At 50.2% G+C, this 25,343-nt stretch carries 24 protein-coding genes, 1 tRNA gene and 1 riboswitch; of the genes, 8 read left to right on the top strand and 17 right to left on the bottom strand.

Annotated features, from left to right (window positions below; translation table 11 throughout):
* Nucleotides 1–25: 25 nt before the first annotated feature.
* The 6 genes from KNP92_RS12850 to KNP92_RS12825 all read right to left on the bottom strand — a co-directional run bounded on the left by KNP92_RS12850 (nt 26) and on the right by KNP92_RS12825 (nt 2,903).
* Nucleotides 26–730, bottom strand: a complete 705-nt coding sequence (locus KNP92_RS12850) for a DUF554 domain-containing protein (protein WP_214841138.1) — start codon at nt 728–730, stop codon at nt 26–28.
* Nucleotides 731–888: 158 nt separating this feature from the next.
* Nucleotides 889–961 (bottom strand) — tRNA-Val (locus KNP92_RS12845).
* Between the two features lie 86 nt (nt 962–1,047).
* Nucleotides 1,048–1,605, bottom strand: a complete 558-nt coding sequence (locus KNP92_RS12840; RefSeq protein ID WP_214841136.1) for a GNAT family N-acetyltransferase — start codon at nt 1,603–1,605, stop codon at nt 1,048–1,050.
* Nucleotides 1,606–1,672: 67 nt separating this feature from the next.
* Entirely contained in the window at nt 1,673–1,987 is a 315-nt protein-coding gene (locus KNP92_RS12835) for a DMT family transporter (RefSeq protein ID WP_214841127.1), read from the bottom strand.
* Nucleotides 1,984–2,334, bottom strand: a complete 351-nt coding sequence (locus KNP92_RS12830) for a DMT family transporter (protein ID WP_214841125.1) — start codon at nt 2,332–2,334, stop codon at nt 1,984–1,986. Before KNP92_RS12830 ends, KNP92_RS12835 begins: the two co-directional genes overlap by 4 nt.
* A complete protein-coding gene (locus tag KNP92_RS12825; RefSeq protein ID WP_214841123.1) occupies nt 2,325–2,903 on the bottom strand; it encodes a TetR/AcrR family transcriptional regulator in 579 nt (192 codons plus the stop codon). The genes KNP92_RS12830 and KNP92_RS12825 overlap by 10 nt, the downstream gene beginning before the upstream one ends.
* Nucleotides 2,904–3,030: 127 nt before the next feature.
* Here KNP92_RS12825 and KNP92_RS12820 point away from each other — a divergent pair, with 127 nt between their 5' ends.
* Complete coding sequence (locus KNP92_RS12820; protein ID WP_214841121.1) at nt 3,031–3,801, top strand: alpha/beta hydrolase; 771 nt, start codon at nt 3,031–3,033, stop codon at nt 3,799–3,801.
* A 28-nt stretch (nt 3,802–3,829) separates the two neighbouring features.
* Here the strand turns inward: KNP92_RS12820 and KNP92_RS12815 are convergent, their stop codons facing one another.
* Both KNP92_RS12815 and KNP92_RS12810 read right to left on the bottom strand, forming a co-directional pair.
* On the bottom strand, nt 3,830–4,135 hold the full coding sequence (locus KNP92_RS12815) for a hypothetical protein (RefSeq protein WP_214841118.1): 306 nt from the start codon (nt 4,133–4,135) through the stop codon (nt 3,830–3,832).
* A gap of 106 nt (nt 4,136–4,241) precedes the next feature.
* The gene (locus KNP92_RS12810) at nt 4,242–5,480 is read right to left on the bottom strand and encodes an aminopeptidase (protein ID WP_214841116.1); all 1,239 of its coding nucleotides are present in this window, start codon (nt 5,478–5,480) and stop codon (nt 4,242–4,244) included.
* Between the two features lie 115 nt (nt 5,481–5,595).
* Between KNP92_RS12810 and KNP92_RS12805 the strand changes: the two genes are divergently transcribed.
* The 3 genes from KNP92_RS12805 to KNP92_RS12795 all read left to right on the top strand — a co-directional run bounded on the left by KNP92_RS12805 (nt 5,596) and on the right by KNP92_RS12795 (nt 9,657).
* A complete protein-coding gene (locus KNP92_RS12805) occupies nt 5,596–6,003 on the top strand; it encodes a YkvA family protein (RefSeq protein ID WP_214841114.1) in 408 nt (135 codons plus the stop codon).
* Nucleotides 6,004–6,089: 86 nt separating this feature from the next.
* A complete protein-coding gene (locus KNP92_RS12800) occupies nt 6,090–6,956 on the top strand; it encodes a YitT family protein (protein WP_214841112.1) in 867 nt (288 codons plus the stop codon).
* A 97-nt stretch (nt 6,957–7,053) separates the two neighbouring features.
* Nucleotides 7,054–9,657: a putative bifunctional diguanylate cyclase/phosphodiesterase gene (locus KNP92_RS12795; RefSeq protein ID WP_214841110.1), complete on the top strand. Its 2,604-nt coding sequence runs from the start codon at nt 7,054–7,056 to the stop codon at nt 9,655–9,657.
* 41 nt (nt 9,658–9,698) lie between these two features.
* Here the strand turns inward: KNP92_RS12795 and KNP92_RS12790 are convergent, their stop codons facing one another.
* Entirely contained in the window at nt 9,699–11,768 is a 2,070-nt protein-coding gene (locus KNP92_RS12790; protein ID WP_251136586.1) for an alpha-amylase family protein, read from the bottom strand.
* 171 nt (nt 11,769–11,939) lie between these two features.
* On the opposite strand from KNP92_RS12790, the gene KNP92_RS12785 reads away from it, so the two are divergent.
* Nucleotides 11,940–12,560 (top strand): hypothetical protein, encoded by a 621-nt coding sequence (locus KNP92_RS12785; RefSeq protein WP_214841108.1) that lies wholly within the window; start codon nt 11,940–11,942, stop codon nt 12,558–12,560.
* Between the two features lie 14 nt (nt 12,561–12,574).
* Here the strand turns inward: KNP92_RS12785 and KNP92_RS12780 are convergent, their stop codons facing one another.
* Complete coding sequence (locus tag KNP92_RS12780; protein WP_214841106.1) at nt 12,575–14,632, bottom strand: heavy metal translocating P-type ATPase; 2,058 nt, start codon at nt 14,630–14,632, stop codon at nt 12,575–12,577.
* A gap of 106 nt (nt 14,633–14,738) precedes the next feature.
* The gene (locus KNP92_RS12775) at nt 14,739–15,107 is read right to left on the bottom strand and encodes an ArsR/SmtB family transcription factor (protein ID WP_214841104.1); all 369 of its coding nucleotides are present in this window, start codon (nt 15,105–15,107) and stop codon (nt 14,739–14,741) included.
* A 147-nt stretch (nt 15,108–15,254) separates the two neighbouring features.
* On the opposite strand from KNP92_RS12775, the gene yhfH reads away from it, so the two are divergent.
* Nucleotides 15,255–15,413 carry a protein YhfH gene (yhfH, locus tag KNP92_RS12770; RefSeq protein WP_214841102.1) on the top strand — a complete coding sequence of 53 codons (159 nt, stop codon included), beginning with the start codon at nt 15,255–15,257 and terminating at the stop codon, nt 15,411–15,413.
* 37 nt (nt 15,414–15,450) lie between these two features.
* Here yhfH and KNP92_RS12765 read toward each other — a convergent pair whose 3' ends face one another.
* The 3 genes from KNP92_RS12765 to KNP92_RS12755 form a co-directional block, all read right to left on the bottom strand.
* Complete coding sequence (locus KNP92_RS12765; RefSeq protein WP_251136585.1) at nt 15,451–15,795, bottom strand: fluoride efflux transporter FluC; 345 nt, start codon at nt 15,793–15,795, stop codon at nt 15,451–15,453.
* Nucleotides 15,792–16,199: a fluoride efflux transporter CrcB gene (crcB, locus tag KNP92_RS12760; protein ID WP_214841100.1), complete on the bottom strand. Its 408-nt coding sequence runs from the start codon at nt 16,197–16,199 to the stop codon at nt 15,792–15,794. Before crcB ends, KNP92_RS12765 begins: the two co-directional genes overlap by 4 nt.
* A gap of 84 nt (nt 16,200–16,283) precedes the next feature.
* Nucleotides 16,284–17,486, bottom strand: a complete 1,203-nt coding sequence (locus KNP92_RS12755; protein ID WP_214841098.1) for an ornithine--oxo-acid transaminase — start codon at nt 17,484–17,486, stop codon at nt 16,284–16,286.
* A gap of 158 nt (nt 17,487–17,644) precedes the next feature.
* On the opposite strand from KNP92_RS12755, the gene KNP92_RS12750 reads away from it, so the two are divergent.
* Nucleotides 17,645–19,699, top strand: coding sequence for a putative bifunctional diguanylate cyclase/phosphodiesterase (locus KNP92_RS12750; RefSeq protein ID WP_260564105.1), 2,055 nt, complete (start codon nt 17,645–17,647; stop codon nt 19,697–19,699).
* A gap of 23 nt (nt 19,700–19,722) precedes the next feature.
* Here the strand turns inward: KNP92_RS12750 and KNP92_RS12745 are convergent, their stop codons facing one another.
* The gene (locus KNP92_RS12745) at nt 19,723–21,126 is read right to left on the bottom strand and encodes a basic amino acid/polyamine antiporter (RefSeq protein ID WP_214841089.1); all 1,404 of its coding nucleotides are present in this window, start codon (nt 21,124–21,126) and stop codon (nt 19,723–19,725) included.
* A gap of 226 nt (nt 21,127–21,352) precedes the next feature.
* Between KNP92_RS12745 and KNP92_RS12740 the strand changes: the two genes are divergently transcribed.
* Nucleotides 21,353–22,981 carry a peptide ABC transporter substrate-binding protein gene (locus KNP92_RS12740; RefSeq protein ID WP_214841088.1) on the top strand — a complete coding sequence of 543 codons (1,629 nt, stop codon included), beginning with the start codon at nt 21,353–21,355 and terminating at the stop codon, nt 22,979–22,981.
* A gap of 87 nt (nt 22,982–23,068) precedes the next feature.
* Here the strand turns inward: KNP92_RS12740 and KNP92_RS12735 are convergent, their stop codons facing one another.
* Complete coding sequence (locus tag KNP92_RS12735) at nt 23,069–24,661, bottom strand: Na+/H+ antiporter NhaC family protein (RefSeq protein ID WP_214841086.1); 1,593 nt, start codon at nt 24,659–24,661, stop codon at nt 23,069–23,071.
* A 113-nt stretch (nt 24,662–24,774) separates the two neighbouring features.
* A riboswitch (Lysine riboswitch) is annotated at nt 24,775–24,951 on the bottom strand.
* Nucleotides 24,952–25,016: 65 nt separating this feature from the next.
* The gene (locus KNP92_RS12730; protein ID WP_034809944.1) at nt 25,017–25,295 is read right to left on the bottom strand and encodes a hypothetical protein; all 279 of its coding nucleotides are present in this window, start codon (nt 25,293–25,295) and stop codon (nt 25,017–25,019) included.
* Nucleotides 25,296–25,343: the final 48 nt, after the last annotated feature.

The raw sequence follows: 25,343 nt of genomic DNA, 5'->3' as shown, positions 1-25,343 counted from the left end.
TTGATCATCACGTTCGGACCTTTTCTTATGCGAGCATATGTAAGATGGAAACAATGATGCCTACGACTAAAATACCAGGTAACAAGTTTGCGACTCGAATCCGAGTGATACCAGCCAAGTTCAAACCAATCGCCACAATCATCACCCCGCCCGTTGCCGTCATCTCTAAAATAAAGCTGTCCATGAGTGTTTCGGGTACGATTTTCATAATTTGAATCGCCAATAAGGCAATCGCCCCTTGATACAGCAAGACCGGAACGGCCGAAAACATGACTCCGATTCCGAGCGAGGAGGCGAGGACGAGGGCGGTAAACCCATCGATTAATCCTTTCGTATACAATACATCGTGGTCGCCACGTAAGCCGCTGTCGAGCGCCCCGATGACAGCCATCGCCCCGATGACGAAAATGAGCGTCGCTGTAATAAATCCTTCGGCAATGCTCGACTTGCTTTTCCCGCCGATGCGGCGTTCCAATTGGTAGCCGACTTCATTCAATTTTTCATCGAGTTTCCACCATTCCCCGAGCGCCGCCCCGGCGACAAGGCTGCCGATCACGATTAAGAAGTTCTCACTTTTCATCCCCATCTGCACACCGAGCACGACGACCGCAAGCCCGATCGCCGCTGTGACCGTCTCTTTCATCCGCTCAGGGATTCGATGGAATAAAAGGCCGAGCAACGTCCCGACGACGATGAGCGCCGCGTTGACGATCGTCCCTAACAACACCATCCGGTATCCCCCGTTTCTATATGTATTGAAAGCAATATACCAATCCGTTCCAACGTCTGTCAATTGAAAAAAGAACAAAAAAAGAGCCACTTCTCGCAAGAAGTGGCTTCGCGGAAACCCATGTTCCGGTGGGTTTCGCATCGGGTTTGGCACCCAAGTGATTCTGACTGGGCTCGAACCAGCGACCTCTACCCTGTCAAGGTAGCGCTCTCCCAGCTGAGCTACAGAATCAGGTCGTGTCCTCTCTTAAGGACACTATTAATATATCAAGAAACTAATCACTTGGCAACAAGTTTTTAAAAATTTTTTTATTTTTTTTAGCGAGACAGTTCTTGCCGTTGCATATGTCGGCATAGCCGTTCTAAATCGCCTGCGTAAACGGACACGACCATGCCCTCATACACCGTGTCGCGATCCCAATGTAGGCCGTTCGCTTTCGCCACACGTTGGGAAGGCACGTTGTCAGGATGGATGAGGGAGATGATCCCCGTCTCGCCTTCCTCAAACGCATGTTGCATGAGTCGGGCAGCCGCTTCCCGGCCATAACCCATATGCCAATGTTTCGGCGCAAGCCAGTAGCCGACCTCTAATTCCACGTTACCATCCAAATCGTGCAGTAACGTCCCGGCATGACCAATTGGCTCATCACTATTGAACGTCATCAATTTGAGTAACCCGGTTTGTCGTCCTGTCTTGTAACGCGCAAGCTGCCGCTCGAACCATTCAATCGTCTGCTCGTCCGTGAACGGTTTCCCGTCCGGACTGATAAACCTCATGACACGCGGGTCTTGGAGTAAAGACTTCACGAAATAAAAATCGGAAATCGTATAGGGTTCAAGCCGTAAGCGTTCAGAGTGTAACTCGACATGCTTCATCGTTCCCGCCCCTTTCATTCACAGTCTTTACTCATTAATTCCCGTTTTGAGGCAAGTTGAATCCTCGTTAAGCGATGACTTTTAAGCCGACGACGCTTCCGATAATGAGCGTTAAAAAGAAGATACGCCGGCGATCTGTCGATTCATTCAAATAGAGCATACCGAGGATGACGCCACCGGCTGCCCCAATCCCGACCCAAATCGAGTAGGCGAGTCCGAGTGGCAACGTCTCAAGCGAACGGGACAATAAATAGAAACTGAGCGCGAACGTCATAACCGATAGCACGGACCATTTCAAAATTTGATAGCCTTTTGATTTCCCCATGAAGAAGACAGCGATCATTTCGGCAAGTCCCGCCCCAATTAAAAATGCCCAACTCATCCCGTCTCTCCTCCTGTCACTTGTTTCAAACCAATCACACCAATTAACAACGTACTAATAAAAAGAAGCTTCATACCGGTGAGCACCTCATCAAACAATATATTTCCGACAATGACCGTTCCGACAGCGCCAATCCCGGTAAAAACGGCATAGCCCGTTCCGGCTGGTAACACCCGGAACGATAAAGCCAATAAGCCGAAGCTGACGATCAATAAAACGAACGTTATCACAGTCGGGAGAAGAACAGTGAAGCCGTTCGATAGTTTCATCGTCGTCGCCCAGACGATCTCGAGTAGACCGGCGATGACGAGCCAAAGCCACGCTAGTTGATCTCGTTTCATGTCCATCCAATTCCTTTCTTAAAGATGTTAAAAGCAGCGCGTTGACGCGCAGAGCGATTCGTTTCAAATGTGAAGAGCGAGATGAGCGCCCCGTCTAAAAAGCAATAATAGGCGTCATATATGTCGTCAAGCGATTGCTCCGGCAATGCCCCCTGCTCCATCGCGAGGCGGAACTGTTCCTTTTCAAACGCCTGCAGTTCTGCCTCCACATTCCCGAGCGTCGACTCGATGAACGGTCTCAGCTCCGGTGGTGGGACAAGAAGCATCCGTTTCGTCAGCATCCACGTCTCTTCTTCCCCGAAGAAACAGATCAGTGCATGTACGATTGCTTCGATTCGTTCAAGTGGCGGCGCAGCACACGATTCGTCACGCGCTTCTTTCCAAGCGAGGTCATACCGAGCGGCCATCGCTTCGACCACTTGTTTAAACAGTTGCTCTTTTCCTTCAATATGGGCATAGAGGGAGGCCTTTTTAATCCCGACGTCCTCGGCAAGTGTGGCGAGTGAGAGTCCTTCGTATCCTTCTAACGCAAAACGGCGCGTCGCCGCTTGCTCGATTCGTTGTTTTGTATTCATATTCGTTCGTCCTCCTATCTTCTCCATTTACTTTACCTAACGAACGGTAGGTAGTCAAGTGTGGTGATTGAACTTTTGATGAAACAACGTCACAATCAATTTAGAAATAGTGAAAGGAAGCGTATATATGATTGAACAGTTCAGCTTTAACCTACCGAGCGACCAAACCGGTCAAAAACGACTCGTATCCGTGTTTCGCCCGGATTTCGTTTCCGATGACGAAGGGTTGCCTGTCCTCTATATGCATGACGGTCAAAACGTCTTTCACCATGAAACGAAAGCGAACTGGGGCATCGATCGATTCATCGAGACGTCCCGTTTGCCGCTCATGGTCGTTGCAATCGCTAGCCCGCCGGATTGGCTCGATCGTTATGACGACTACTCTTTTTTTGAAGATGAGATGCTGGTTCGGCGAATCGGACCCGAACTCGCGAAGACACGGCCGACGCTCGGCGGAAAAGGACGACGGTATACCGACTGGATTATGAACGAGTTGAAACCGTGGATTGATGCGCGATACGCGACAGATATGGACGACGTCGGCGTGATGGGCAGCTCGATGGGCGGAGTCATTTCACTCTATATGATGATGACGTATCCTTCGATTCGTCGTGTCGGATCGTTATCGACGGCCGCCTGGTCGAACTTGGACCCGCTCATCCGGGAGCTGAAACAAGCGGAACTGTCGGCCCGGCTTTACATGGACCTCGGAACGGACGAGACGAGCGGCCCGTTCACTCCAGAAGACTATCTGTATACGAACGCCAAATTGGTCGAGACGATTGCGAGGAGCGGAATCATGTTCCGTTATGAAGTCGAACCGGGTGCAATTCATCACGAGTCGGCGTGGTGCCGTCGCTTGCCGAACGCACTCGCCTATTTGTACGACCATTCTTAAAAGGGAGGCAGCGTCTGCTGCCTCCCTTTTATCCGCCCCCATAATGTTCCGCCAAATAGAACGGTCCGACTTTCCGTACGAAATAGCTCTCGAGCCGACCTTGTGTCGCGCGTTCCACTGGTGGGTCCGTCAACGTATAAATCCTCCCGCCCCGTTCTTCAAATGCTGTCTGCTCTAGCTCGTTTCGCGAATCGTCTTCTGTAATCGGCGATGTGAGTGCGGCGATTGGGTGCCCCATTAGACAGACGTATGTCCGGAGCGCCGCGTGCGGCGTCGCGTGTAACACCATCAAAACGAGACAAGTCACGCCGATTGAAAGTAAGCCTTTTTTCACGCTCATTTCCCCTTTATGTAGTCGTTCCTGAATCATTCGAGCCGGCCATGTTTTTTTCCTTCATACCAAAAGAGACGAACCCGTATCGGATTCGTCTCTTCCCTCTTTAAATCACCCAGTTCCCAGCACGCATGATCGCTTCGCGTGAACCGTCTTCCCGCTCCCCGTCGATATCCATCTCGGCTGACCCAATCATGAAGTCGACGTGTGTCATCGAATCGTTCGCCCCGTTCTCGGCGAGTTCTTCCGCTGACATCGATGGTCCGCCTTCTAGGCATGTCGAGTAGGCACGTCCGAGCGCCAAGTGGCACGAGGCGTTCTCATCAAACAACGTATTGTAGAAGAGGAGGCCCGAGTTCGAGATTGGTGAATCGTCCGGAACGAGCGCCACTTCACCGATACGACGCGCCCCTTCATCGAGGTTCAGCAACTCATCAAGTGCAGCCTGACCTTGTTTCGCTTCCGCTTTCACGACTTTTCCACCTTCGAACCAAAGCGTGAACTCGTCAATCAAGTTTCCGCTGTAGCTGAGTGGCTTCGTGCTCGATACATGCCCTTCGACCGCATCTTTATCGGCAAGCGTAAACACTTCCTCCGTCGGCATGTTGGCGATGAAATCGACGCCATCCGTGTTCGGTCCGCCACCACCAAGGAAGACGTGCTTCTTCGGAAGGCCAATCGTCAATTCCGTACCCGGCGCCTTATAGTGCAATTTCGCATATTTCTTTTCCGTCAACAGCTTCGCACGGGTCCGGAGCGCTTGATCGTGCTCGTCCCAAGCGGCGACGACGTCTGTCTCGTCCATGCGGGTTGCCGCAAAAATAGCACGCCAAAGTGCAGCAACCGCATCTTCACGGTCTGGGAATACCTTTTTCGCCCATGCCTCTGAGGCACCGGCAACGATTGACCAGCTCACGTTGTCGCTCATGACGTACTTGCGCCATGTAGCGAGCGCCACGCCGGCGGCCCGGTTCGAATCCGCGATTCGAGACGAGTCGACACCGTTTAACGCATCGGGATCATCACTGACAATCGACAAGAACGCTGTCTTCTCTTCTGCAAGTTGCTCAAAACGAGCTTTCAACCATTCTGGGAATTCTTTAAATGAGTCTTGTGGCGCGTCAAAATAACGAATCTTCGTCGACTCCTCGTCGCTCCAGTTAACGAAAACTTGTTTGGCTCCAGCAGCGTATGCTGCTTTGACGACTTGACGGACGAGTGGCGCTTGGCTGATATCGGCACGGATTTCAAGCTGTTGGCCCGGTTGGATATTGACACCTTTTTTTACGGCGAGTTCCGCATAACGGGCAAACTCCGCTTCGGTCGGGATTGTATAAGTAGACATATGTACAGTTCCTCCTTTTTTCGTTCTTTCTTATTTTCTTAAATTTTCGGAAAAGTTGCAACCAAATCGCAAAAACGGGCATATTAGTAGATGAAGAAAGAAGGAGGAATTTAATATGCCAGATTGGAAAACAACGTATGCACACTTTCTAGATACAGCGAAAACGTCATACACCGATAATGAGCAGCGCGGAGACTTGCTCGTCCAAGGCGAACTAGCCCTCGCCAAAGTGACTGTCGACGTCGCTTCCTATGACATCTCGAACATCGAGCGCGAAGAAGAATTGACGCTTTATTTCCAGATGAAACAGTTGCTCAATATATTACGGGCAATCTATAACGACCAGTTCGACATGCAACCAGAAAAAGAAGATGCGCTCGTCGCGGCCGTGCTGTATTTCGTCTCGCCATTCGATGCCATTCCGGATGATGCACCGCTTGGATTGTTCGATGATGCCCAAGTCATCGATTATGTTCACGAACAACTCGCCAGTGATATTGACCGGTTTCATCACGAGATGTAAATCATACGCTTGAAATTCTGCGTCGGTCGAAGTACGCTTGCTTGAGAACTATATCAAAGGGGGCGTATGGCGCCTAGCCAACTTCTATGTACGCAAAATCAAGAAAACGAATCGCCGTCGAAACGGTCCTGTTCATTATTGCCGGAACGATTCTACAATCCATCTTCGTCGGTTTGCTTCTCAAGCCAAACGAAATCGGCTCGGGAGGAATCGTCGGGATCACACTTATTGTCAACGAACTCTTCGGGACGCCAATCGGGCTCACGCAACTCTTGCTGAATATCCCGCTCTTTATCGTCGGAATCAAATTTTTAGGGAAGCGATTCATTTTCATGACGGGAATCGTCGTCGTCTTGTCCTCGATTTTAATCGATGCGCTACCGGTCCTCATTCCACCGACCCCGCTCGATGACCCGCTTGTCGCTTCCGTCTTCAGCGGCATCGTTTCTGGGCTCGGGTTGGCGCTACTCTTATTTGCTGGAGCCTCGACAGGTGGACTCGATATTCTCGGAAAAGTCATCTATACGACGAACCGAAACCTCTCGCTCCCTAAAATCTTTTTGACGCAAGACATCGTCGTCTACGTGCTCGTCTTCATTACATTCGACATCAAAGCCGTCATGTATGCCCTCGTCTTGAGCTTCGTTCGCTCACGGACGTTGTTGACGATTCACCGTTTCTTCTCGGCTCAAAAGCAGTGCTTTATCATCTGTAAAAAGTCGGATGAAATCAATTTGGTGATTAAGCAGAACTTGAAGCGTGGTGTCACGATCATGGATGCGATTGGCGGATATTCGAACGATACGAAAAAAATGCTATACGTCGTCGTCCAAAACAATGAGATCCCAAAATTGCGTCAAATCGTGTCGGATATCGACTCAGAAGCGTTCATTACGGTGTCAGAAATTGATTCGGTCGTCGGAAACTTCAAGGAACATTCATACACCCTTTAATCGACAACGCGTGGTTGTCGATTTTTTAGTGTAACAAACCAGAATTCGTTCCGATAATACGAATGAGCCTCATAGAATATAGAAGGAGGTGCATGAGTTGTCTAGCCACTCCTTGCGCCAATCAGTACCCGCCCTGCTCGTCGGGACATTTTTTCTTGGACTTTTATTGATTATTTTCAGTCCTTATTCGCTACGTGAGACGAGTCTGTTCGTCTATTTCATCGTCATCACGTTCATCGCAACCTTATTTAGCGGTTACGCGGCTGCGGCCCATCGCGGGATGCGACGCTTCATTTACATCCTGATTAGTGCTGGAAACGTGTGCTTCATGACGTACTTGACCGCGCTACATTACGAAGTTCCTGTTTCGAGTGATTTGATTTTGTTTAGCCAAAACTTTTTTTATTTAATTATGGCTTTGATTGTCATCACACAATCGATTGAGATGCGCACGCTGAAACTCCGGACATTCGATGTGTTCGCCCTGTTCAGTTTTTTACTTGTCGGTGCGCTCCATCTTTATTTTTATTCTTCTCACGGAGAAGCGTATCGCAATCAATTGAATGGATTCGAAGAGCAGATGGTGCTCGTCAGTTTGTATATGGCGCTCGCTTTTTTGTACTTGAATCGTTTTGTCACGCCGGGTCATACGTTTCGAATCCTCCTTCTCGTCGGGATTCTCGGGTTTACGACCGCCTCAATCGTGAATCAAGTGATTGCCTTCGCTGGAATTGGCCACGACCTTGTTCATGTGCTCCAAGTCAGTAGCATCTTCCTCATCTCCATTAGTTTTTTGTACGATGAACCAAGCGAAGACGTTCTCATCCATGATTCGGTGATTGATTATACTGTCTACAGCATGATCGTCATGCTTTTCATGCTTGCATCCGACCGGCTGCTCGGTACGTCCGTCCTCGATTCCATGATTGCGAACGCCGTGTTGCTTTTACTCATTCGTCAGTTCGTCGTGACGAAACAAAACGCGTTAATCAGTCATCGCCTACATACCGTCAACACCGACCTCGAGACTGCCGTGACGACAAAAGCACACGAACTCGAAATTCGCGAACAACAATATCGCTCGCTATTCGCCTATCATGCGGAACCAATTTTTTTATTCGACTTGGACGGCGAAGTGCTGTCGGTCAATGAGGCGGGGAGTTCCGTTCTCGGCCACACCGCCGACACGCTAATCGGGACAAACATTCTCGACGTGATCGAACCGAAGGACCGAGGGGCTTACGCCACCGCCCTTCACGACTTGACGACCGGACGTCCGGAAACGCTCGAAGTCAATATCGTGACCGATGACGGGACGAAACGTGTGTGGCAATTGATGAACATCCCGATGATTATCAATGGAGACGTCGAGGGCATCTATGCCATCGTCAAAGACATCACGCAAATGATCGTACAGCAAGAACAAATTCTGTATCAAGCGAACCATGACAGCTTGACCGGGTTACATAACCGCTATGCCCTCCAGGAGCAGATTGAACGGCTCATCGAAGACGGACGCCCGTTCACGTTAATGTTTTCTGACTTGGATGGCTTTAAAGAAATCAACGATCAATTCGGTCACCATATGGGCGACCAATTGTTACAACACATCGGCAAACGGCTCCGCCTCGCCCTATTGCCGAACGAATACGCCGGACGCCTCGGTGGGGATGAGTTCATCGTCGTCGCCGAACACGATGACGATGAGATGTTGATTGAACGACTACGTCGTCTTGTCTACAGTCCTCCCTACTACTTGGCCGGGACGCTTGTCGAAATTCACGCCTCCATCGGAATCGTTCGTTATCCTCATCACGGGGCGACACTCAAACATCTACTGTCAAACGCTGATTTGGCCATGTATAAGGCAAAAGAAAAAGGACGGGATGAGACCGTCCTGTTCGCACCAGAGCTCCGTGAAGACAAAGAAGAGCGTAAACTGTTGATGGAAGGACTCGATACCGCTTTAGAAAAAGGCGAGATCTCGCTTTACCTTCAGCCTCAGGTCGATGCGGCGACGAAGCGGATCATCGGTGCCGAAGCGCTCATGCGTTGGCAGCGCGACGGCGTCTTCGTCCCGCCGAGTGAGTTCATCCCGATCGCCGAAGAGACAGGACATATTCAAGACCTCGGCCGTTGGATGATTCACGAGACGTTCCAGCTCATGTATGCGTTCGAACAAGGCGAAATCGATTTACCGAAGCTGTCGGTCAACTTATCGGTCCGCCAATTGTTCGATGAACACTTAATCGAGTATTTGACGTCACTCTTTGAGCGATTCCCGATTGAGCCGAGCCGATTGAACTTCGAATTGACGGAGACGGTCGCAGCACACCATTCCGACCGCGTCTTGAATCGTATCCTCGAACTGAAGGCACTCGGCATCAAACTGTCGATTGACGATTTCGGTACCGGCTATAGCTCGCTCGCCTACCTCGTCCGCTATCCGATCGACGAACTCAAGATTCCACGCGAGTTCACGATGCAACTCGAAGAAAATCGAGAGTACCAGACGGTCACGGCGACCATTGTCGCCATGGCGAGACAACTTGGAATGGCGCTTGTCGCAGAAGGCGTCGAAACCGAATACCAAGAGACGTTTTTACGCCGAATCGGCTGTGACTCGATGCAAGGCTATCGATATGCGAAACCGATGCCACTCGATGAGTTCGTCATCTTCTACATGAAACAACGACAATAGCAAACGCCTCGGACCTGTTCTCGGTCCGAGGCGTTTTTGCCTTATTTCATCTCATATACTTTCACTTCACCTGGTTTCAAATCGACCCACAAGTTCCAATTGTCATCAAAACTGTGCTCCGCGTACGGCCACGAATTCGGGGAGTAGACCATCTCGGCGAAACGGCTCGCGTTCCAGTTCCGGCGACGTACGCCGTCGAGGGCGACCGTGCCCTGAAGCGATTGGTGCATATTCGTATTGGCGACGACGAGGAGTGTCTCGTTCGTGTCCGGACGCAACCAGGCCAGACCAATAAACGGCGCATCCATCTGCCCCATCGTCAACGGCTCAAAATGGCTCGGATTGACGAGTACGTCCAGCCAACGACGACGAATTCCAGCCACTTGATGCATCAGTTCGATCATCTCGTCCCGTTCTGGGTGATCCCAATGGAACTGATACGCGTCGAAGAAGGCGAGTTTGCCGAAATAAGGATCAGTCGGGAAAAGCTGATACGCTTCTTCCGGACGACAGTCGAGCCCGGTGTTCATCGGCTGTGTCTCATAGAGTTCGAGTCCGGAGTTCGTCATCGGCACCCCGTTCGGCATGAACCCGTTCAAGACAGTGAGCAATCGACTCGCTTGACGACCGCCGTCACGAGTGGCGATGCGGCGGGTATCCGCGGTCTCCCCGGCAGCGAACACAGGGAGTGGCAAGAAGCGTGAATCGTAAAAGAATTGGTGTGTATCGTGCGTGTCAAAACGTGGTTCTTTATAAAAACCATAGCCGATAATCATATTATAACCGGCATCGCGTGCCGCCCACGCCCCAATCTCAATCAACTCTTCGGCGATAAAGCTGAAGTTCGAGTCGAGTGCTCGTGGCTCCGTCAAAATCCGTTGAGCCAAATCGACCGGTAACGCATGGCCCATATCGATCCGTGCGCCATCAATCCCATATTCCCGCTGATAGTGCGGGATGATGTCCGTCAGCATCGCCCAGAGCGGCTCATTGATTTGTTCGCCTCGGAACTGATTCGATTTAATCGAATCGAATAAAATGTACGGTGCGAGGTTCGCTTCGTTCACGTATGGCGCTGCCGCCATCGGATGATCCAGGAACAAGCGGAAATACGTGACGTCAGACCAGGGCGGTTGCGGGTCGTTGATGCAGTCGGAGAACGCCGGAGCGGTCGTTAAACCGAATTCCCGCTCGATGACGGCGAGCAAGTTCTCTTCCGGATGGTCGAGCAAGTATGCTTTCACCTGTTCCCATTTCGCCGCATCGACTAAGTTCGGTGCCATCGAGAAACGACGCAGATGGTGCCACACTTCTTCTGATCCGTAAATCATCGGCAAGAACGCATATTCTGGCTTCACGTTCTCACCGATTCCCGGTACGTGCGGCGGATGGTAATAGTCGAGCTCGGTAACCGGAATCCAATAGAACCATTCTGGATTTTCTAAAATTAATCGGTTGTCACGGGCACACGTTCGAGGAATGACGTCGATGACAACACGGATGCCGACCATATGACAAGCTTCGACGAAAGCGGCAAACTCTTCCTCGACGGTCATGTCGTCCCCTGTGAGCGTCTCTTTGAGCTCTTCATCGATGGCGAAGAAATCTTGGACGGCATACGGAGAGCCGAACTCGCCTTTTTTATTTTTATGGCTATGTTGCGAGATTGGCAACATGAATAACGTATCGATTCCCATGTAAAGGAGATGAGGCAACAAGGCAAGCGTCTTTACGAACGTCCCCGTATCTTTCATTCCTTGTGTATTCTTCATTTCGACATAACCAGACCCATCATGATCCCAAGACGTTGATGTCCGCACTTGCATCGAGTAAACCGAAGCACGCTTAATCCAATCGCCACCTGTCTCCAAGTAAGCGTCCGCCTTCGCGACTGATTCGGTGTAATCACGGCCGTCGACCGCATGCGGAAGAATGCCTTTCTCGATCGTCTCGATTAAGAAATCGTATGGGTTGACCCGTTCGACACCATCGCGGACCGGTTCGGATAAGAAGCGCATTCGATTCCATAAGGACGGGATCTCATAGTGCAAATCGGTCCGTTTATCTTTTAAAACTTGGTGTAACTTTTTTAACGACGAGTTCTCTGGCATAGTTATTCTCCTTATGATTAAAATCGTACCCCTCATCAATTGTAAACGATAACATAGTACGCCATCCTATGTATTTAAACGTTTACCCGTTTTTTTCCTTTTCCAAAAAAATAATTTATGCCGAATGAAAGAAATTGTTGTACGATTGTCATCAGAAGGGAGGGAAGTGCCATGTCACAGCGGAAGTGGTTAGCATTATTCGGGGCCTTGGCCATTTTACTCGTGCTTGTCATCGCCAGTTTTATCGTGCAATTACGCAATACAAACGAACGAATCGAGGATATTTACGGGCCTCGACTAGATTCCTATCAAGCCATCGAAGAGATTATGTACTATAACATCGAGCGAGCCAATGCGATTCGTGGACTTCTCGCCTACGAAGACCGACGTTTCCTCGAAGCGTACTACAGCATGTCCCAACGTGCGAAAGAGTTGAAGGCCTCCATCGCTGGCGACCCGGATACACCGAGCTCGCTTCTCGACTTATTGTATCGAGACGGCATTTGGGAACAAGAAGCGGACCGTGTGGTCGTCATCTATGAGACCGGCGACCTCGAACAAGCGACCGCTGTCGCCGAGACGATGACCGATCAGCGCCAGACGATTTTAGAGGATTTGCGATCGTTGAAGAAGATGCAGTATAACGACATTCGCAAACAGCTGACAGCAACACAACGGGAAATCGACATTGCGATTCAGGCACTCATTTCCGTCGCCATTCTTCTCATCGCCATCCTCGTCATTCTCATTTTCTTAATGACACATACGAAAAGAAAGGCCAATCGCACTTGATTGGCCTTCTCGCCTCAACCTTGGTTGAGGTCTTTTTTTGTTTCTCGAATTAATCGGGTCGCATTTCCAATCGCAATCAACGCAACTCCCACGTCAGCGAAAACGGCTTCCCACATCGTGGCAATTCCCCATAAACCAAGGAGCATGAATATTGCTTTCATCAAAAAAGCGAAGGCAATATTTTGCCATACGATTTGTTTCGTCCGCTTGCCTAACTTCATCGCTGTGAGCAGGTCATGTGGTTCGTCGTTCATGATGACGACGTCAGCAGCTTCTACTGCCGCGTCACTTCCGATCCCACCCATAACAAGACCGACATCGGCCCGAGCTAAAGCGGCCGCATCATTTAAACCATCACCGACAAACGCAACTTTCCCGTCTTTTACGAATCGTTCTACCACTTCAACTTTCTCATGGGGCAAAAGGTCGCTTCTCACTTCATCAAGCCCGAGTTCCGCTCCTACTGCTTCTGCGACGACAGCCCGGTCCCCGGTCAACATGACTGTCCGGTACCCGTTCCGTTTCAATGCAGCGATGGTTTCGCGCGCATCGCGTTTAATCGAGTCTGTCAATTCAATACGACCAAGCCACACATCATTTTTAACGACATGCACATGCGTTCCAACGCTCTCTTCATGGACCTTGTGCCCTAACTTCTCCATATAACGGGTACCTCCGACATAGATGCAATCGTTCCCATCCATTGCCATGAGACCATAACCTGGTTCTTCACGGATATCGGAAAACGTTCTTCCTTCACCAGCATGGTCGACAATAGCCTTTGCGAGTGGATGCGTCGACGCACGCTCGACACTCGCCGCAATCTGTATGAGTTCGATTGCTGATAAGTTGCCATTTGTCTCGACTGCTGTGACGTTAAATTCACCGGTCGTGAGCGTTCCCGTCTTATCGAAAATAACGGTGTCCACTTCGGCGAGCACATCTAAGTACTCGCCCCCTTTCACTAAAATACCTCGTCTCGACCCAGCTCCGATTCCACCAAAATAACCGAGTGGAATCGAGATGACGAGCGCACACGGGCAACTGATGACGAGAAAAATCAAGGCACGATACACCCACTCTTCTAATCCACCGACAAAGAGCGGTGGAATGAAAGCAACAAGTGCCGCCAGACCGACGACGACGGGTGTATAGATTTTTGCGAGACGCGTGATCATTTGTTCGGTCTGCGCTTTTTTCGCACTCGCTTCTTCGACGAGGGTAATCATCTTCTGTAAACTTGATTCCGTCGAGCGACGCTCGACAGCGACTTCAAGCCGTCCTTCCAAATTCAACATGCCCGCCAAAACTGGTTCGCCCGGCCGAATCGGACGCGGGACGGCCTCTCCTGTGAGGGAAGCGGTATTGAGTGAACTTGCTCCTTTTACAACGCTCCCGTCCATTGGAACTAGCTCGCCTGGTAACACGACAATGATTGAGCCGATTGACACGTCCTCGGGTCGTCGCACGACTTCTCGGGTCGATTCAACGACCCGCGCCATCGTCGGTTTCATCGTCAACAACGATTGAATTGACCTACGGGAGGCACGAACCGCTCGCCCTTGCACATACTCACCGAGCTGATAGAACAACATGACGGCTACCGCCTCGGGATATTCTGAGATGGCGAACGCACCGAACGTCGCAATCGTCATTAAGAACTTCTCGTCGAACCATTCTCGTTGCCAGACGTTCCGAACGGCCGCATACACGACGTCATATCCGACGATTACATAGGCCAGGACATAAAGGATAAGCGAGTCGGTAAACACACCGAGTCCGAATATGACAAGGGCCGTTCCAAAGCGCCATAGGAGTCGATCAACATGTTGATCCGCCCCCTTTTTTTGAGCAAAGTGGGCCCCTGGTTCAATCTGTTCCATTACCCGTTCAATCGATTGTAATTCAGCTTCATGATCATTTGTTTCGTTCCATTCAATAATCATGCGACTCGTCGCAAAATCAATTTGGCATGACGCGACACTCGCCCGGTCTTCGACGCGCCGTTCGATTTTAGCCGCACAGTTTGTACACGTCACGCCTTCAATCGGCAAGATATCTCGACTTGTCATCAAGCAGTCCTCCTCTTATATTCAAATGTCCGTTTGAATATATCATAATACCGCCTTCTCCTATCTGCAACCAAAAAAAATCTTCCGCTATAGAAGCGGAAGATGCTTAACGTTCGTTCGGATGTTGTTCAGCGCTGTGCGCCATCGCAATCTCGACAAGCGAGCGGACATGGTCATCATCGAGTGAGTAATAGACGACTTTTCCGTCTTTCCGATACTTGACGAGCCCTTGGTCGAGGAGTGTCCGTAAGTGATGGGACGCCGTCGCGTTGGAATGACCGATGACGGCTGCGACGTCACACACGCACAGCTCCGCTTCGAGCGTCAAGACATACAACACCTTCAATCGTGTCGGATCAGCAAACGCTTTAAATAACCGACTGACGCGTGAGGCGTCAAATTGGTCGAGTTTCGTTTGTAACACAGCTACTTCTTCTAGTTGAATCGCAATCGTCTCGCATTGGGGTGTCTTCATCGATGTCACCTCATTTCTCGTTACCTTTAGTTTATCAAACCACTTCGCAAAAGTCTGTTATATATTATTATTGACTTATTACCATCTGTTATAATACAATCAAATTAATTAAACACGAATCCCCTATCTTGAAGGAGGCACTTTATCATGAACGAATGGGCAAGCCGTCTCGAATCATCGGTTGAATTTTATCGGAAGTTACCCGATAAGACATGTCAAGAATGTGGGCAACATATGGATGAACAGTGCGAGTCTTACGAGACCACCTGCTCCTCATGTGCCGAAAAACTTCAACTTGCCGAATAAACAATCCCCTCGGAATCATTTCCGAGGGGATTGTTCGTTAACCGAGATGATACCCTGCATACGCGGCAAGGATTCCACCTACATACGTGGCGAATAAATAGAGCCCAAACCGAATCCAATCTTTCGTCACAAAACGCATGACTTCGAGTTTGAACGTCGAGAATGTCGTGAACGAACCGAGAAAGCCGACCCCGATTCCAAGTAGTACCGTCTCGCTGATCGACGCATTGAACAAATAGCCAAGAAAAAACGAACCCGTCACGTTCACGAATAGCGTCGCCCATGGAAAGACAGAGGCCGTCCATCTTTTTACGAGTTGACCGATGCCAAAGCGAGCCATCGCCCCGAAGAACGCACCAAGCATGATAGCCAAAATCGTCATGACACGTCCCCCTTCCGATGTTCAAATCGGCGGAAACGCCTATGGCCTAATTTATAGCCGAACCAGGAGCTGAACAAACCAAGCCCGATGCTGAGCGTGACGTAAACGAGCGCGCCGACCAAGTTTCTCGCCTCAATCATCACGATCGTCTCGACACTGAACGTCGAAAACGTCGTAAACGACCCGATGAAACCCGTTCCGAGCGCGGTCACGACCATCGGGGAGAGGCGGCCTGTCCGAAACAAGAAATGCGTGAGCCAGCCGAGCAGAAAGCTTCCGATCAAGTTGACCGCGAGCGTCTCGAACGGAAACGCCCCGCCATAAAAATTGTGCACGCCAACACCAATCTCATAGCGGAGTAACGCACCGAGCGCTCCGGCCAGTCCAACGTATACATACAGCATCACGGTTCCTCCCTAACGAAAACACCTGCCATTAGTTGCGGCAGGTGTTTGATTGCTTCTTAAATTATAACAAAGCGTTTTCGCTTATGAAATAGCGGCAGGCGCGAACACAGCCGAGATCGCTTCGAACGCCTCATCGAGTTCTTCTTTCGTAATCACGAGCGGAGGCGCGAGGCGAATGACCGTCTCATGCGTCTCTTTACATAACAACCCACGCTCTTTGAGTGCTTCACAATACGGACGTGCCGCTTCAGTCAATTCGATACCGATAAATAAGCCGCGTCCACGCACTTCTTTGATGAGCGGGTTGTCAATCGACTTTAAGCGGTCCATGAAGTACGTGCCGAGCTCAAGTGAACGCTCCGGAAGTTTCTCTTCTTCGAGCACTTCAAGCGAGGCGATCGAGACAGCTGCCGCGAGCGGGTTCCCCCCAAACGTCGAACCGTGCGAACCTGGACTAAACACGCTGAGCACATCTTCGTTGGCCGCCACACACGATACTGGGAACACACCGCCCCCGAGTGCTTTTCCAAGGATGAACATATCTGGCTCGACATCTTCCCACTCGATGGCGAACCATTTCCCAGAACGACCAAGCCCCGATTGAATCTCATCGGCGACGAACAAGACGTTCTGCTCACGGCACAACTCACTCGCCCGTTTCAAATAGCCTTCTGGTGGAATGATGATTCCGGCTTCGCCTTGAATCGGTTCCACGATGAACGCGGCCGTGTTCTCTGTTAAGGCTGCTTCGAACGCGTCGATGTCGCCGTAAGGGACAACTTTAAAGCCTGGCAAGAGCGGTCCGAACCCGCGTTGGTATTCCGCCTCTGTCGACATCGACACAGCTGCCATCGTCCGTCCATGGAAGTTTCCTGAACAGACGATGATTTCTGCCTGACCCGGAATCTGTTTCACTTCATACGCCCAACGACGCGCTGCCTTGACGGCTGTTTCGACTGCTTCGGCTCCTGTGTTCATCGGTAACACCATTTGTTTATTTGTAAGCGTTACCACTTTTTCATAGAAGCGACCGAGCTGATCGTTATAAAACGCCCGTGACGTCAGCGTGATTTTATCCGCCTGATCCTTTAACGCTTGAATGATCTTCGGATGACAATGCCCCTGGTTGACAGCCGAATATGCACTCAACATATCCATGTAACGGTTTCCTTCCGGATCCGTCACCCAAATCCCTTTCGCCTCCGAGATGACGATTGGTAGCGGATGATAGTTGTGCGCCCCGAACTTCTCTGTCAATTGAATCACGTCTTGTGTTTTTGACATTTCGTTTCCCCCTTGTCTAAAAAGTCATTCTTACTCTTTCAGTATATGATGACCGTCTTTCTTTTGACAACGGCGAACTTGCCCATTCCTCGGTTTGGGAAAATAAGGTACACTGAACGTAGACATTCATTCATTTGAGATAGATGGGAGGAATTCGTGTGGCTTCGTTACGTGACTTGCCGATTGATACGTTCATCGATGCGTTATCAATCCCGTGCTGTTATATCGATCTCGATGGCGAGGTCCTGCTTTGGAACGAACACGCGACCGCGCTGTTTGGATGGGAACGAGACGAGGTGCTTCATCAAGCGTTGCCCGTCGTCGAGCAATTAGACAGTGCGCTCGAAACGTGGGCACCCCTTCTCCTTCAATATCCGTTCTCGACGACAGCGATGACGCCGTTCCAACATAAAGACGGGTCACTCGTCTATGCGACCGCTTATTTGCAATCATTCGCCATCGCCGACTATAACGGCTATTTCCTCGCCTTCTTACCGAAAGGATTCGGTCCACTCATCAGTACCGAACAGTTCAACTTGTTGCATCACTTTCAAGCGATGATCGAACAGACGACGTACTATTTATCAGCCGATGCCGATGGGAGAATCACCGCTGTCAACCCGATGCTCTGTGACCTGATTGGCGAATCAGAACACCACTTCATCGGGCGGGATTGGTTCGACCTTGTGCACCCGATGCATGAGAAGCAACCGATTGCTGACACGGTTCGAGCATCTCTTTTTTCTGATCGGATTTGGAACGGCGAGATGCCGATTCAATCAACACGTCATACGACGAATGTTTGTTGGCTGAACCTCACCGTTGTCCCGATTTTAAGTGAGCACGGTGAAATTCTTCAATATACGGCATTTGGCTTTGACGTCTCCGACAAGAAACGGCTCGAGCGAGAAGTCGAATATTTGGCGTATCACAACGACTTGACCGGTTTATTGAATAAGAAAGGATGGTTGCGCAAATATCGCGATCTCCTTCAGACGGCGAATGAGTCTGGAGGAATTGTTCACATCGCCCTATTTGACATCGACCGCTTTAAAATTATTAATGAATCGTTTGGTTCCCGCGTCGGGAATGAGCTATTGCTCCAAATCAAAGAACGGGCGTACCGTCATTTGCCAGACACGAGCGTCATGTTCCACCCTTCCGGTGGTTTGTTCGGCGTCCTCTTTTTAGAACAGTCGAAAGAGGACGTGTTTCGGCTGTTGCGTCAACTTCAATATGAGTTGCAGCGTCCGTTCCGCATCTATCATCATTCCATCATGCTGTCGATTTCGATCGGGTGCGTCTTTTATCCGTCGGCGACGAATTCGCTCGAAGAATTATATGCCCGAGCGGAAAGCGCCTTGTTTAAAGGGAAGCGAATCGGTGTCGGGACAATTCAGTTCGTCACGAAAGATATGGATGATGCGTTCTCACGGCAAATCCATATTGAAAAAGCGCTCTATCAAGCGCTCGAAGAAAAACATTTTTATTTGGAGTATCAGCCAAAATATGAGTTAAAGACCGATCGACTCATTGGGTTCGAGGCGCTACTACGCTGGCATCACGACGAGCTCGGCCAAATCCCGCCGTCTGAGTTTATCCCGCTCGCCGAAGAGATGGCGCTCATCGTGCCAATCAACAACTGGGTCATTCTAGAAGCAGCGAAACAATTAAAAGCGTGGCAGCCGCTCGTCGACCATTCCTTGTCGATGGCCGTCAACATCTCGCCAAACCAATTCCGAAGCGAAAGTTTCATCAACACGCTTCGAAATATTAAACAGCAGTTACATTTGAATCCGACAGACGTGATTCTCGAAATCACGGAAAGTCTCGTCATGCAACAGACCGAGGAAATCATCGCCCGAATGAACCAAATCAAACGTCTCGACTACCGCCTGTCGATTGACGACTTCGGCACCGGCTTCTCCTCGCTCCAATACTTAAAATCGTTTCCGGTCGATGAGTTGAAAATCGATAAAGTCTTTTTAGACGATTGGCTCGCTTCAAGGTCCCATTTACTCGATGTCATCGTTCACCTCGGCAAGAGCTTGAACCTCCATGTCGTCGCGGAAGGTGTCGAGGACAAGGAAATGCTCGATCATTTGCGAACGACTGATTGCGATTCGTTCCAAGGCTTTTTATATGCCAAACCGTTGCCGCCTGAACGCATCATCGAACTGTTGACGCATCAAAAGAACGAAAAAAATCACTGACCAACGCGGTCAGTGATTTTTAGTTACAGCGTAATCGCGGCCGTCCATAGTCCATACACCCCATACGTGGCGGCGAGGAGAATGAGGACGGCAATCGCATACTGCATCCGGCTGAGAAACGGGCGTCCTTGCTCTCGCTCTGCTACTATGAACACGAATATCCCTGGGGCGTACAAAATCATCGCGATGAGGACATATTCCATGCCAGAAGCGTAAAGGAGCCAAGCGGCATAGAGCGAGGCGATGCCTGATACGACGAGCATCCGTTGCGAACGCATGCGTCGCGCTTCTTTCCATCCGAACAGCGCCGAGAATAGATACGGAACGAGCGCTGCAATCCCGGCAATGCTCGACAACACCAAATACGTCTGTTCCGAAAAGAGCGCAATGACCGTCACGACTTGGGTGAACAGTTGTGTGATCAACAGCGCGTTCACCGGTGTCTCGTTCCGATTCAATCGGTTAAATACACGCGGGAACACGCCGTCCCGACTCGCCACATACGAAATCTCGGTCGCTAATATTGTCCAACCGAGAAGGGCACCGCCGAGCGAGACGAGAAGACCGATGTTGATGAACGTCGCGCCGACTGGCCCGACGACCGCCTCGAGCACGTACGCCATCGACGGTTCCGGGAGCGCGGCTAATTGTGCTTGCGTCATCACCCCGAACGAGAAGATTGAAATCATCATATAGATGAGAAGCGTCCCGACGAGTCCGATCACCGTCGCCCGTCCGACGTCTCGCTTATGGCGAGCGCGGGACGAGAGAACGACGGCTCCTTCAATCCCGACAAACGCCCAAAGCGTGACGAGCATGGTCGATTTGACTTGAGGAAACACGTGCGACCAACTAAATCCCTCCTCGCCCCAAAAATCGAAACGAAACGTTTCTAGGCGGAATGCGAACAAAATCAAGATGATGAAAAGGAAGAGCGGTACGAGCTTGGCAATCGTCGTGACGATATTCAGGAGCGCGGCCTCGCGCATCCCCCGACGAATCAACCAAAATAATCCCCAGATGAGAAGTGCACTCATCACCAAACGGAACGTGCGATGTTCGGCTGAAAAGATGGGGAAAAAGTAACTGAGTGTACTAAAGATGAGCGTAATGTTCGCGACCGTACCAATCCAGGCCGACATCCAATATCCCCACCCACTGTTAAATCCGATAAAGCGACCGAACCCTTCTTTCGCATACGCATATATCCCACCATCGAGTTCGGGACGCGCATTCGCTAAAAACTGAAATACGAACGCGAGCATGATCATGCCGAGTCCGGTAATCGACCACCCAATTAAGACGGATCCGACCCCTGCCCCTTGTGCCATCGCGCCCGGTAAATTAAACGCCCCGCCACCGATCATCGTGCCTACGACCATCGCTGCGAGACCAAAAAAGCCGATTCCGGCTGTCTGTGACTTCATTCAAAACGACCTCCACTTACCCTGACGTCTGACGAATAACTATACATCCATAACGTATAATCATCCGACGATTTTTTCATTCTACTGAATAAAAGGGTCGTTTGATAGGTATTTCACTAATGTTTATATTTTCGAATAATTAAGAAAAATAAATTGCGTATTCATAATAATTGTAGTTTAATAAACACTATATTCGAAACAATCAGAATTTTCGGGAGGAATCACAATGCGCAATAAGAAATGGTTAGCTTTATCGGGAGTCGCATTACTCGCCACGGCAGCTTGCGGAGGCGGCGAAGAATCATCAAGTTCTTCTGAAGGGTCTTCATCAGGTGACGCGAAAAAGGAAATCACCCTCGTCTCTGCGACGGACTTGCCACAGCTCGACCCGACGCTCACGACAGACTCAACATCCATTATCGTGACGAACAACGTCTTCGAGGGACTGTATCGTCTTGATGAGAACAACCAACCGACACCAGGGATCGCAGAAGATGTCGAAGTATCAGAAGACGGGCTTACATACACATTTAAATTACGTGACGCCAATTGGTCAGACGGCTCACCGATTACGGCCGAAGATTTCGTTTACTCATGGAAACGTGCTTTGAACCCTGCGACAGGTGCCGAGTATGCGTACATCTTACAAGATTTGAAAAACGCCAACAGCATTCTCGCAGGCGAAGCTGACGTCGACGACCTCGGTGTCAAAGCCGTTGACGAGAAGACACTCGAAGTTACATTGGAAGCACCGGCTCCTTACTTCCTCGGGTTGACTGGCTTCCCGACGTATATGCCACAAAAACAAGAGTTCGTCGAAGAGCAAGGCGAAGCGTTCGCAACTACCGTCGACAAAACACTTTACAACGGCCCTTACGTGCTCGAAAGTTGGCAAGATAACACGGGTTGGGTATACAAGAAAAACCCAGACTATTGGGATGCAGACAACGTGAAGATGGAGACGATCAACGTCAAAGTCGTCAAAGACGTGTCAACTGGCGTCAACTTGTTCGAATCGGAAGAGGCGGACTACACGCTCCTCTCGTCTGAATTCGTACCACAGTTCCAAGATAGCGACGAGTTCAAGACACGTGCCGACGCGCGCATCAACTTCTTGCGCTTCAACCAAAAGAACGAGACACTTCAAAACGTTCACATCCGGGAAGCACTTGCGAAAGGGTTCGATAAACAAGGTGTCACGGACGTCATCTTGACAGACGGTTCACAACCTGCGAACTTTATCGTGGCGAAAGACTTCACGTACACGTCTGACGGTGCGGACTTCCGTGAGAAGTATCCAGACCTTCTCAGCTATAACGTCGACGAAGCGAAAGCGGCGTGGGAAAAAGGATTGTCTGAACTTGGTGTCGAGACAGTCGAACTTGAGTTCCTCTCACGTGACGAAGAAGCTTTCAAAAAAGTGAACGAGTTCATCAAAGGTGAGCTCGAGAAGAACTTGCCAGGACTTACGCTTAACATTAAGCAACAACCGTTCAAAAACTTCCTCGAGCTCGAGGGTGCAGGCGACTATGACGTCTCTGCTGCCGGTTGGGGGCCAGACTATCAGGATCCAATGACGTATCTCGACATGTGGGTCACAGACGGTCCGTTCAACCGGATGGAGTACTCGAACGAGGAATATGACAAACTCGTTCAAGAAGCGAAGAAAGAAGCCGATGAGATGAAACGTTGGGAGACGATGCAAGAAGCAGAACGCATCTTGCTCGAAGATGACTTCGCCATCGCACCGATCTATCAAAAAGGTGAGGCGTACCTCGAACGTACGAACATTAAGAACATGTACCGCCACCCGTTCGGAGCTGACGCAAGCTTCAAATGGTTAGACGTAAACTAATCGACTTCCCTTCCACTTTCGTGGGAGGGTTTTTTAATGGATCACGACAAAAAACAGGCATGTCCATCGGGACGTGCCTGCCTGATCTTACGCTTCGCGTTCAGCCCGCATTTCTGCCGGGACATGTCCACGTTTTGAAATGATTTGGGCGATGACGAGCAAGACGACAAACGTCGCGAATGCTGCAAAGAACCCAATCCACATTGATGCTGTCATTCCGAGTACCAAGTAACCGACCGCCGAGACACCCGCTGCAATCGATGCGTATGGAAGCTGCGTCAACACGTGATCGATGTGATGCGAGCCTGCACCTGTCGAGCTGAGAATCGTTGTATCCGAAATTGGTGAGCAGTGGTCACCGAACACGGCACCTGCCAAGACGGCTGCGAGTGTCGGAAGCAAGAGTTCCGGTTCGACCGCCATAATCAAGTCTGCCCCGATTGGAAGCATGAGACCGAACGTTCCCCAACTTGTTCCCGTCGAGAACGCCATCAACCCAGCAATCGCGAACAAGATGAGTGGCAAGTAAGAGGCGGCAATCCGGTCTGTGACGAAGCTTGCCAAGTAATCCCCTGTTCTCATGTCGCCGATGACCGCGATGATCGTCCAAGCGAACAAGAGAATAAGTACCGCTGGCCACATCGCCCGAACACCGGCCCATGTTGCCCGTCCATAGTCACCAGCCGGAATTTTACGGCCGATCAGAAGCAAGAACGTGACGATCAAACTGATGATTGCACCCGCCACGAGTGAACGCGTGACATCTGTTGCCTCGAATGCACCGAGGAGTGAGAACGCTTGACCGTCTGCTGCGAGTGCTTGACCGCCTGTGAAGAGCATGGCCGATACAGTCGCAACGATTAATACAAGAATTGGGACGATCAAGTCGCGCACTTTACCGCCGTCGTGTTCTTTAATATCTTCACTCATCCCCATTGGCGCTCCTTTTGACACGTCATATAGCTCACCTTTTAAAGCGCGGAGCTCATGCGTGCGCATCGGCCCAATCGCGAGGCCTGTGAAGGCGACGTAACCCGTCAAAAGAAGTGCGAAGATGGCATAAAAGTTCATTGGAATCATTTGAATGAATGCCGAAAGTGACGAGTAACTGTCGATTGAGTATTTTGCCAAGATGCCGGCGATGAGCGCGATGATGTAAGCGCCCCAGCTCGAGAGCGGGCTAATGACACATACTGGCGCGGCCGTTGAGTCGATCGTATAAGCGAGTTTTGCACGCGAGACTTTTTTACGGTCCGTGAGCGGACGGCTGATATTACCGACAGCCAAACTGTTAAAGTAGTCATCAATGAAAATCAAAATCCCGAGTCCGAACGAGACGAGGCGTGCGCCACGTGCCGTTTTGACGTTGGCTGCTGCCCATTCACCGAACGCCCGGGCTCCGCCCGACGTTTGAATGATGGAAGACAAAATACCGAGCAAGAGCAAGAACGCGATCAAGAGCACGTTCCACTCGTTCAATTCGCCCTCCGACCAGAATAAGGCAAGAACGTTTGACCATAAGTATGAGATCGAGTCGAGCGGATTGAAGTTATGCAAGAGCAATACGCCTGCGATAATCCCGACGCCAAGCGACGGAATAACTTTCCTTGTTGTGATCGCCATAATAATGGCAAGTAATGCCGGTACAAGTGATAGTACCGAAGTTGAATAATCTACCATGCTGATTTCCTCCTCTTTTGTATGAGATGAGGCCCCCCTATGCTTAAAAAAACGCAAAGCGAGGGCATCGGCAACAAAGCCGACACCCTCGCTGGATGTTCCGTCTTTCTTAGCCGACTTGGAGCGCTCCATACGTAAATATGTATGGCAGTCTGACGCGTATTCCCCGTCAGCCCAGCACAATCCCATAGACCATGGGTGTTGCACTTCGGCGATTCTGCCTTTTTGTAGCCTTCATCGTTGTCATCCTCCGACTACATACTCATCAGCATCGCACCTCTACCTCATCGATAGCACGAATATTCATTTAAAAGTTACGTCTAAATTATCATAGGTCCATGACACATTTCAACCATTATTTTTCGTCACGGATGATTTGTTTCAATACAGCGAGTGCTTCTTGGTCATTTGCCTCGACCGCTTTAAAGAAATCGCTAAAGAAATGATACAACACGAACCGCTCGGCATGTGACGATGTTTGCTCTTTAATCGTCAAGAGAATGAGGCGGCGTAATCGACGTTTCGTCCGCGTCTCATCCGGCAATTCTTCATATCGGTCTTTGAAGGCACGATATACAGAATTGATCAAATCCTCATGTTCATCATACGACCGGTTATAAGCAACTTGTTCCATCTGTGATATCCCCCCTTTCAATTTGAACCGATGAAACTTGTTGTAACT

The organism is Exiguobacterium sp. s122 (assembly GCF_018618475.1).
Lineage (GTDB): Bacteria > Bacillota > Bacilli > Exiguobacteriales > Exiguobacteriaceae > Exiguobacterium > Exiguobacterium himgiriensis.
This window is presented reverse-complemented; position numbering and strand designations above follow the sequence as displayed.

What these genes read in the sequence shown, in the direction of transcription:
- KNP92_RS12850 (WP_214841138.1), bottom strand. Translation starts at nt 730, where the DNA reads ATGGTGTTGTTAGGGACGATCGTCAACGCGGCGCTCATCGTCGTCGGG.
- KNP92_RS12840 (WP_214841136.1), bottom strand. Translation starts at nt 1,605, where the DNA reads ATGAAGCATGTCGAGTTACACTCTGAACGCTTACGGCTTGAACCCTAT.
- KNP92_RS12835 (WP_214841127.1), bottom strand. Translation starts at nt 1,987, where the DNA reads ATGAGTTGGGCATTTTTAATTGGGGCGGGACTTGCCGAAATGATCGCT.
- KNP92_RS12830 (WP_214841125.1), bottom strand. Translation starts at nt 2,334, where the DNA reads ATGGACATGAAACGAGATCAACTAGCGTGGCTTTGGCTCGTCATCGCC.
- KNP92_RS12825 (WP_214841123.1), bottom strand. Translation starts at nt 2,903, where the DNA reads ATGAATACAAAACAACGAATCGAGCAAGCGGCGACGCGCCGTTTTGCG.
- KNP92_RS12820 (WP_214841121.1), top strand. Translation starts at nt 3,031, where the DNA reads ATGATTGAACAGTTCAGCTTTAACCTACCGAGCGACCAAACCGGTCAA.
- KNP92_RS12810 (WP_214841116.1), bottom strand. Translation starts at nt 5,480, where the DNA reads ATGTCTACTTATACAATCCCGACCGAAGCGGAGTTTGCCCGTTATGCG.
- KNP92_RS12805 (WP_214841114.1), top strand. Translation starts at nt 5,596, where the DNA reads ATGCCAGATTGGAAAACAACGTATGCACACTTTCTAGATACAGCGAAA.
- KNP92_RS12800 (WP_214841112.1), top strand. Translation starts at nt 6,090, where the DNA reads ATGTACGCAAAATCAAGAAAACGAATCGCCGTCGAAACGGTCCTGTTC.
- KNP92_RS12790 (WP_251136586.1), bottom strand. Translation starts at nt 11,768, where the DNA reads ATGCCAGAGAACTCGTCGTTAAAAAAGTTACACCAAGTTTTAAAAGAT.
- KNP92_RS12785 (WP_214841108.1), top strand. Translation starts at nt 11,940, where the DNA reads ATGTCACAGCGGAAGTGGTTAGCATTATTCGGGGCCTTGGCCATTTTA.
- KNP92_RS12780 (WP_214841106.1), bottom strand. Translation starts at nt 14,632, where the DNA reads ATGACAAGTCGAGATATCTTGCCGATTGAAGGCGTGACGTGTACAAAC.
- KNP92_RS12775 (WP_214841104.1), bottom strand. Translation starts at nt 15,107, where the DNA reads ATGAAGACACCCCAATGCGAGACGATTGCGATTCAACTAGAAGAAGTA.
- yhfH (WP_214841102.1), top strand. Translation starts at nt 15,255, where the DNA reads ATGAACGAATGGGCAAGCCGTCTCGAATCATCGGTTGAATTTTATCGG.
- KNP92_RS12765 (WP_251136585.1), bottom strand. Translation starts at nt 15,795, where the DNA reads ATGACGATTTTGGCTATCATGCTTGGTGCGTTCTTCGGGGCGATGGCT.
- crcB (WP_214841100.1), bottom strand. Translation starts at nt 16,199, where the DNA reads ATGCTGTATGTATACGTTGGACTGGCCGGAGCGCTCGGTGCGTTACTC.
- KNP92_RS12755 (WP_214841098.1), bottom strand. Translation starts at nt 17,486, where the DNA reads ATGTCAAAAACACAAGACGTGATTCAATTGACAGAGAAGTTCGGGGCG.
- KNP92_RS12745 (WP_214841089.1), bottom strand. Translation starts at nt 21,126, where the DNA reads ATGAAGTCACAGACAGCCGGAATCGGCTTTTTTGGTCTCGCAGCGATG.
- KNP92_RS12740 (WP_214841088.1), top strand. Translation starts at nt 21,353, where the DNA reads ATGCGCAATAAGAAATGGTTAGCTTTATCGGGAGTCGCATTACTCGCC.
- KNP92_RS12735 (WP_214841086.1), bottom strand. Translation starts at nt 24,661, where the DNA reads ATGGTAGATTATTCAACTTCGGTACTATCACTTGTACCGGCATTACTT.
- KNP92_RS12730 (WP_034809944.1), bottom strand. Translation starts at nt 25,295, where the DNA reads ATGGAACAAGTTGCTTATAACCGGTCGTATGATGAACATGAGGATTTG.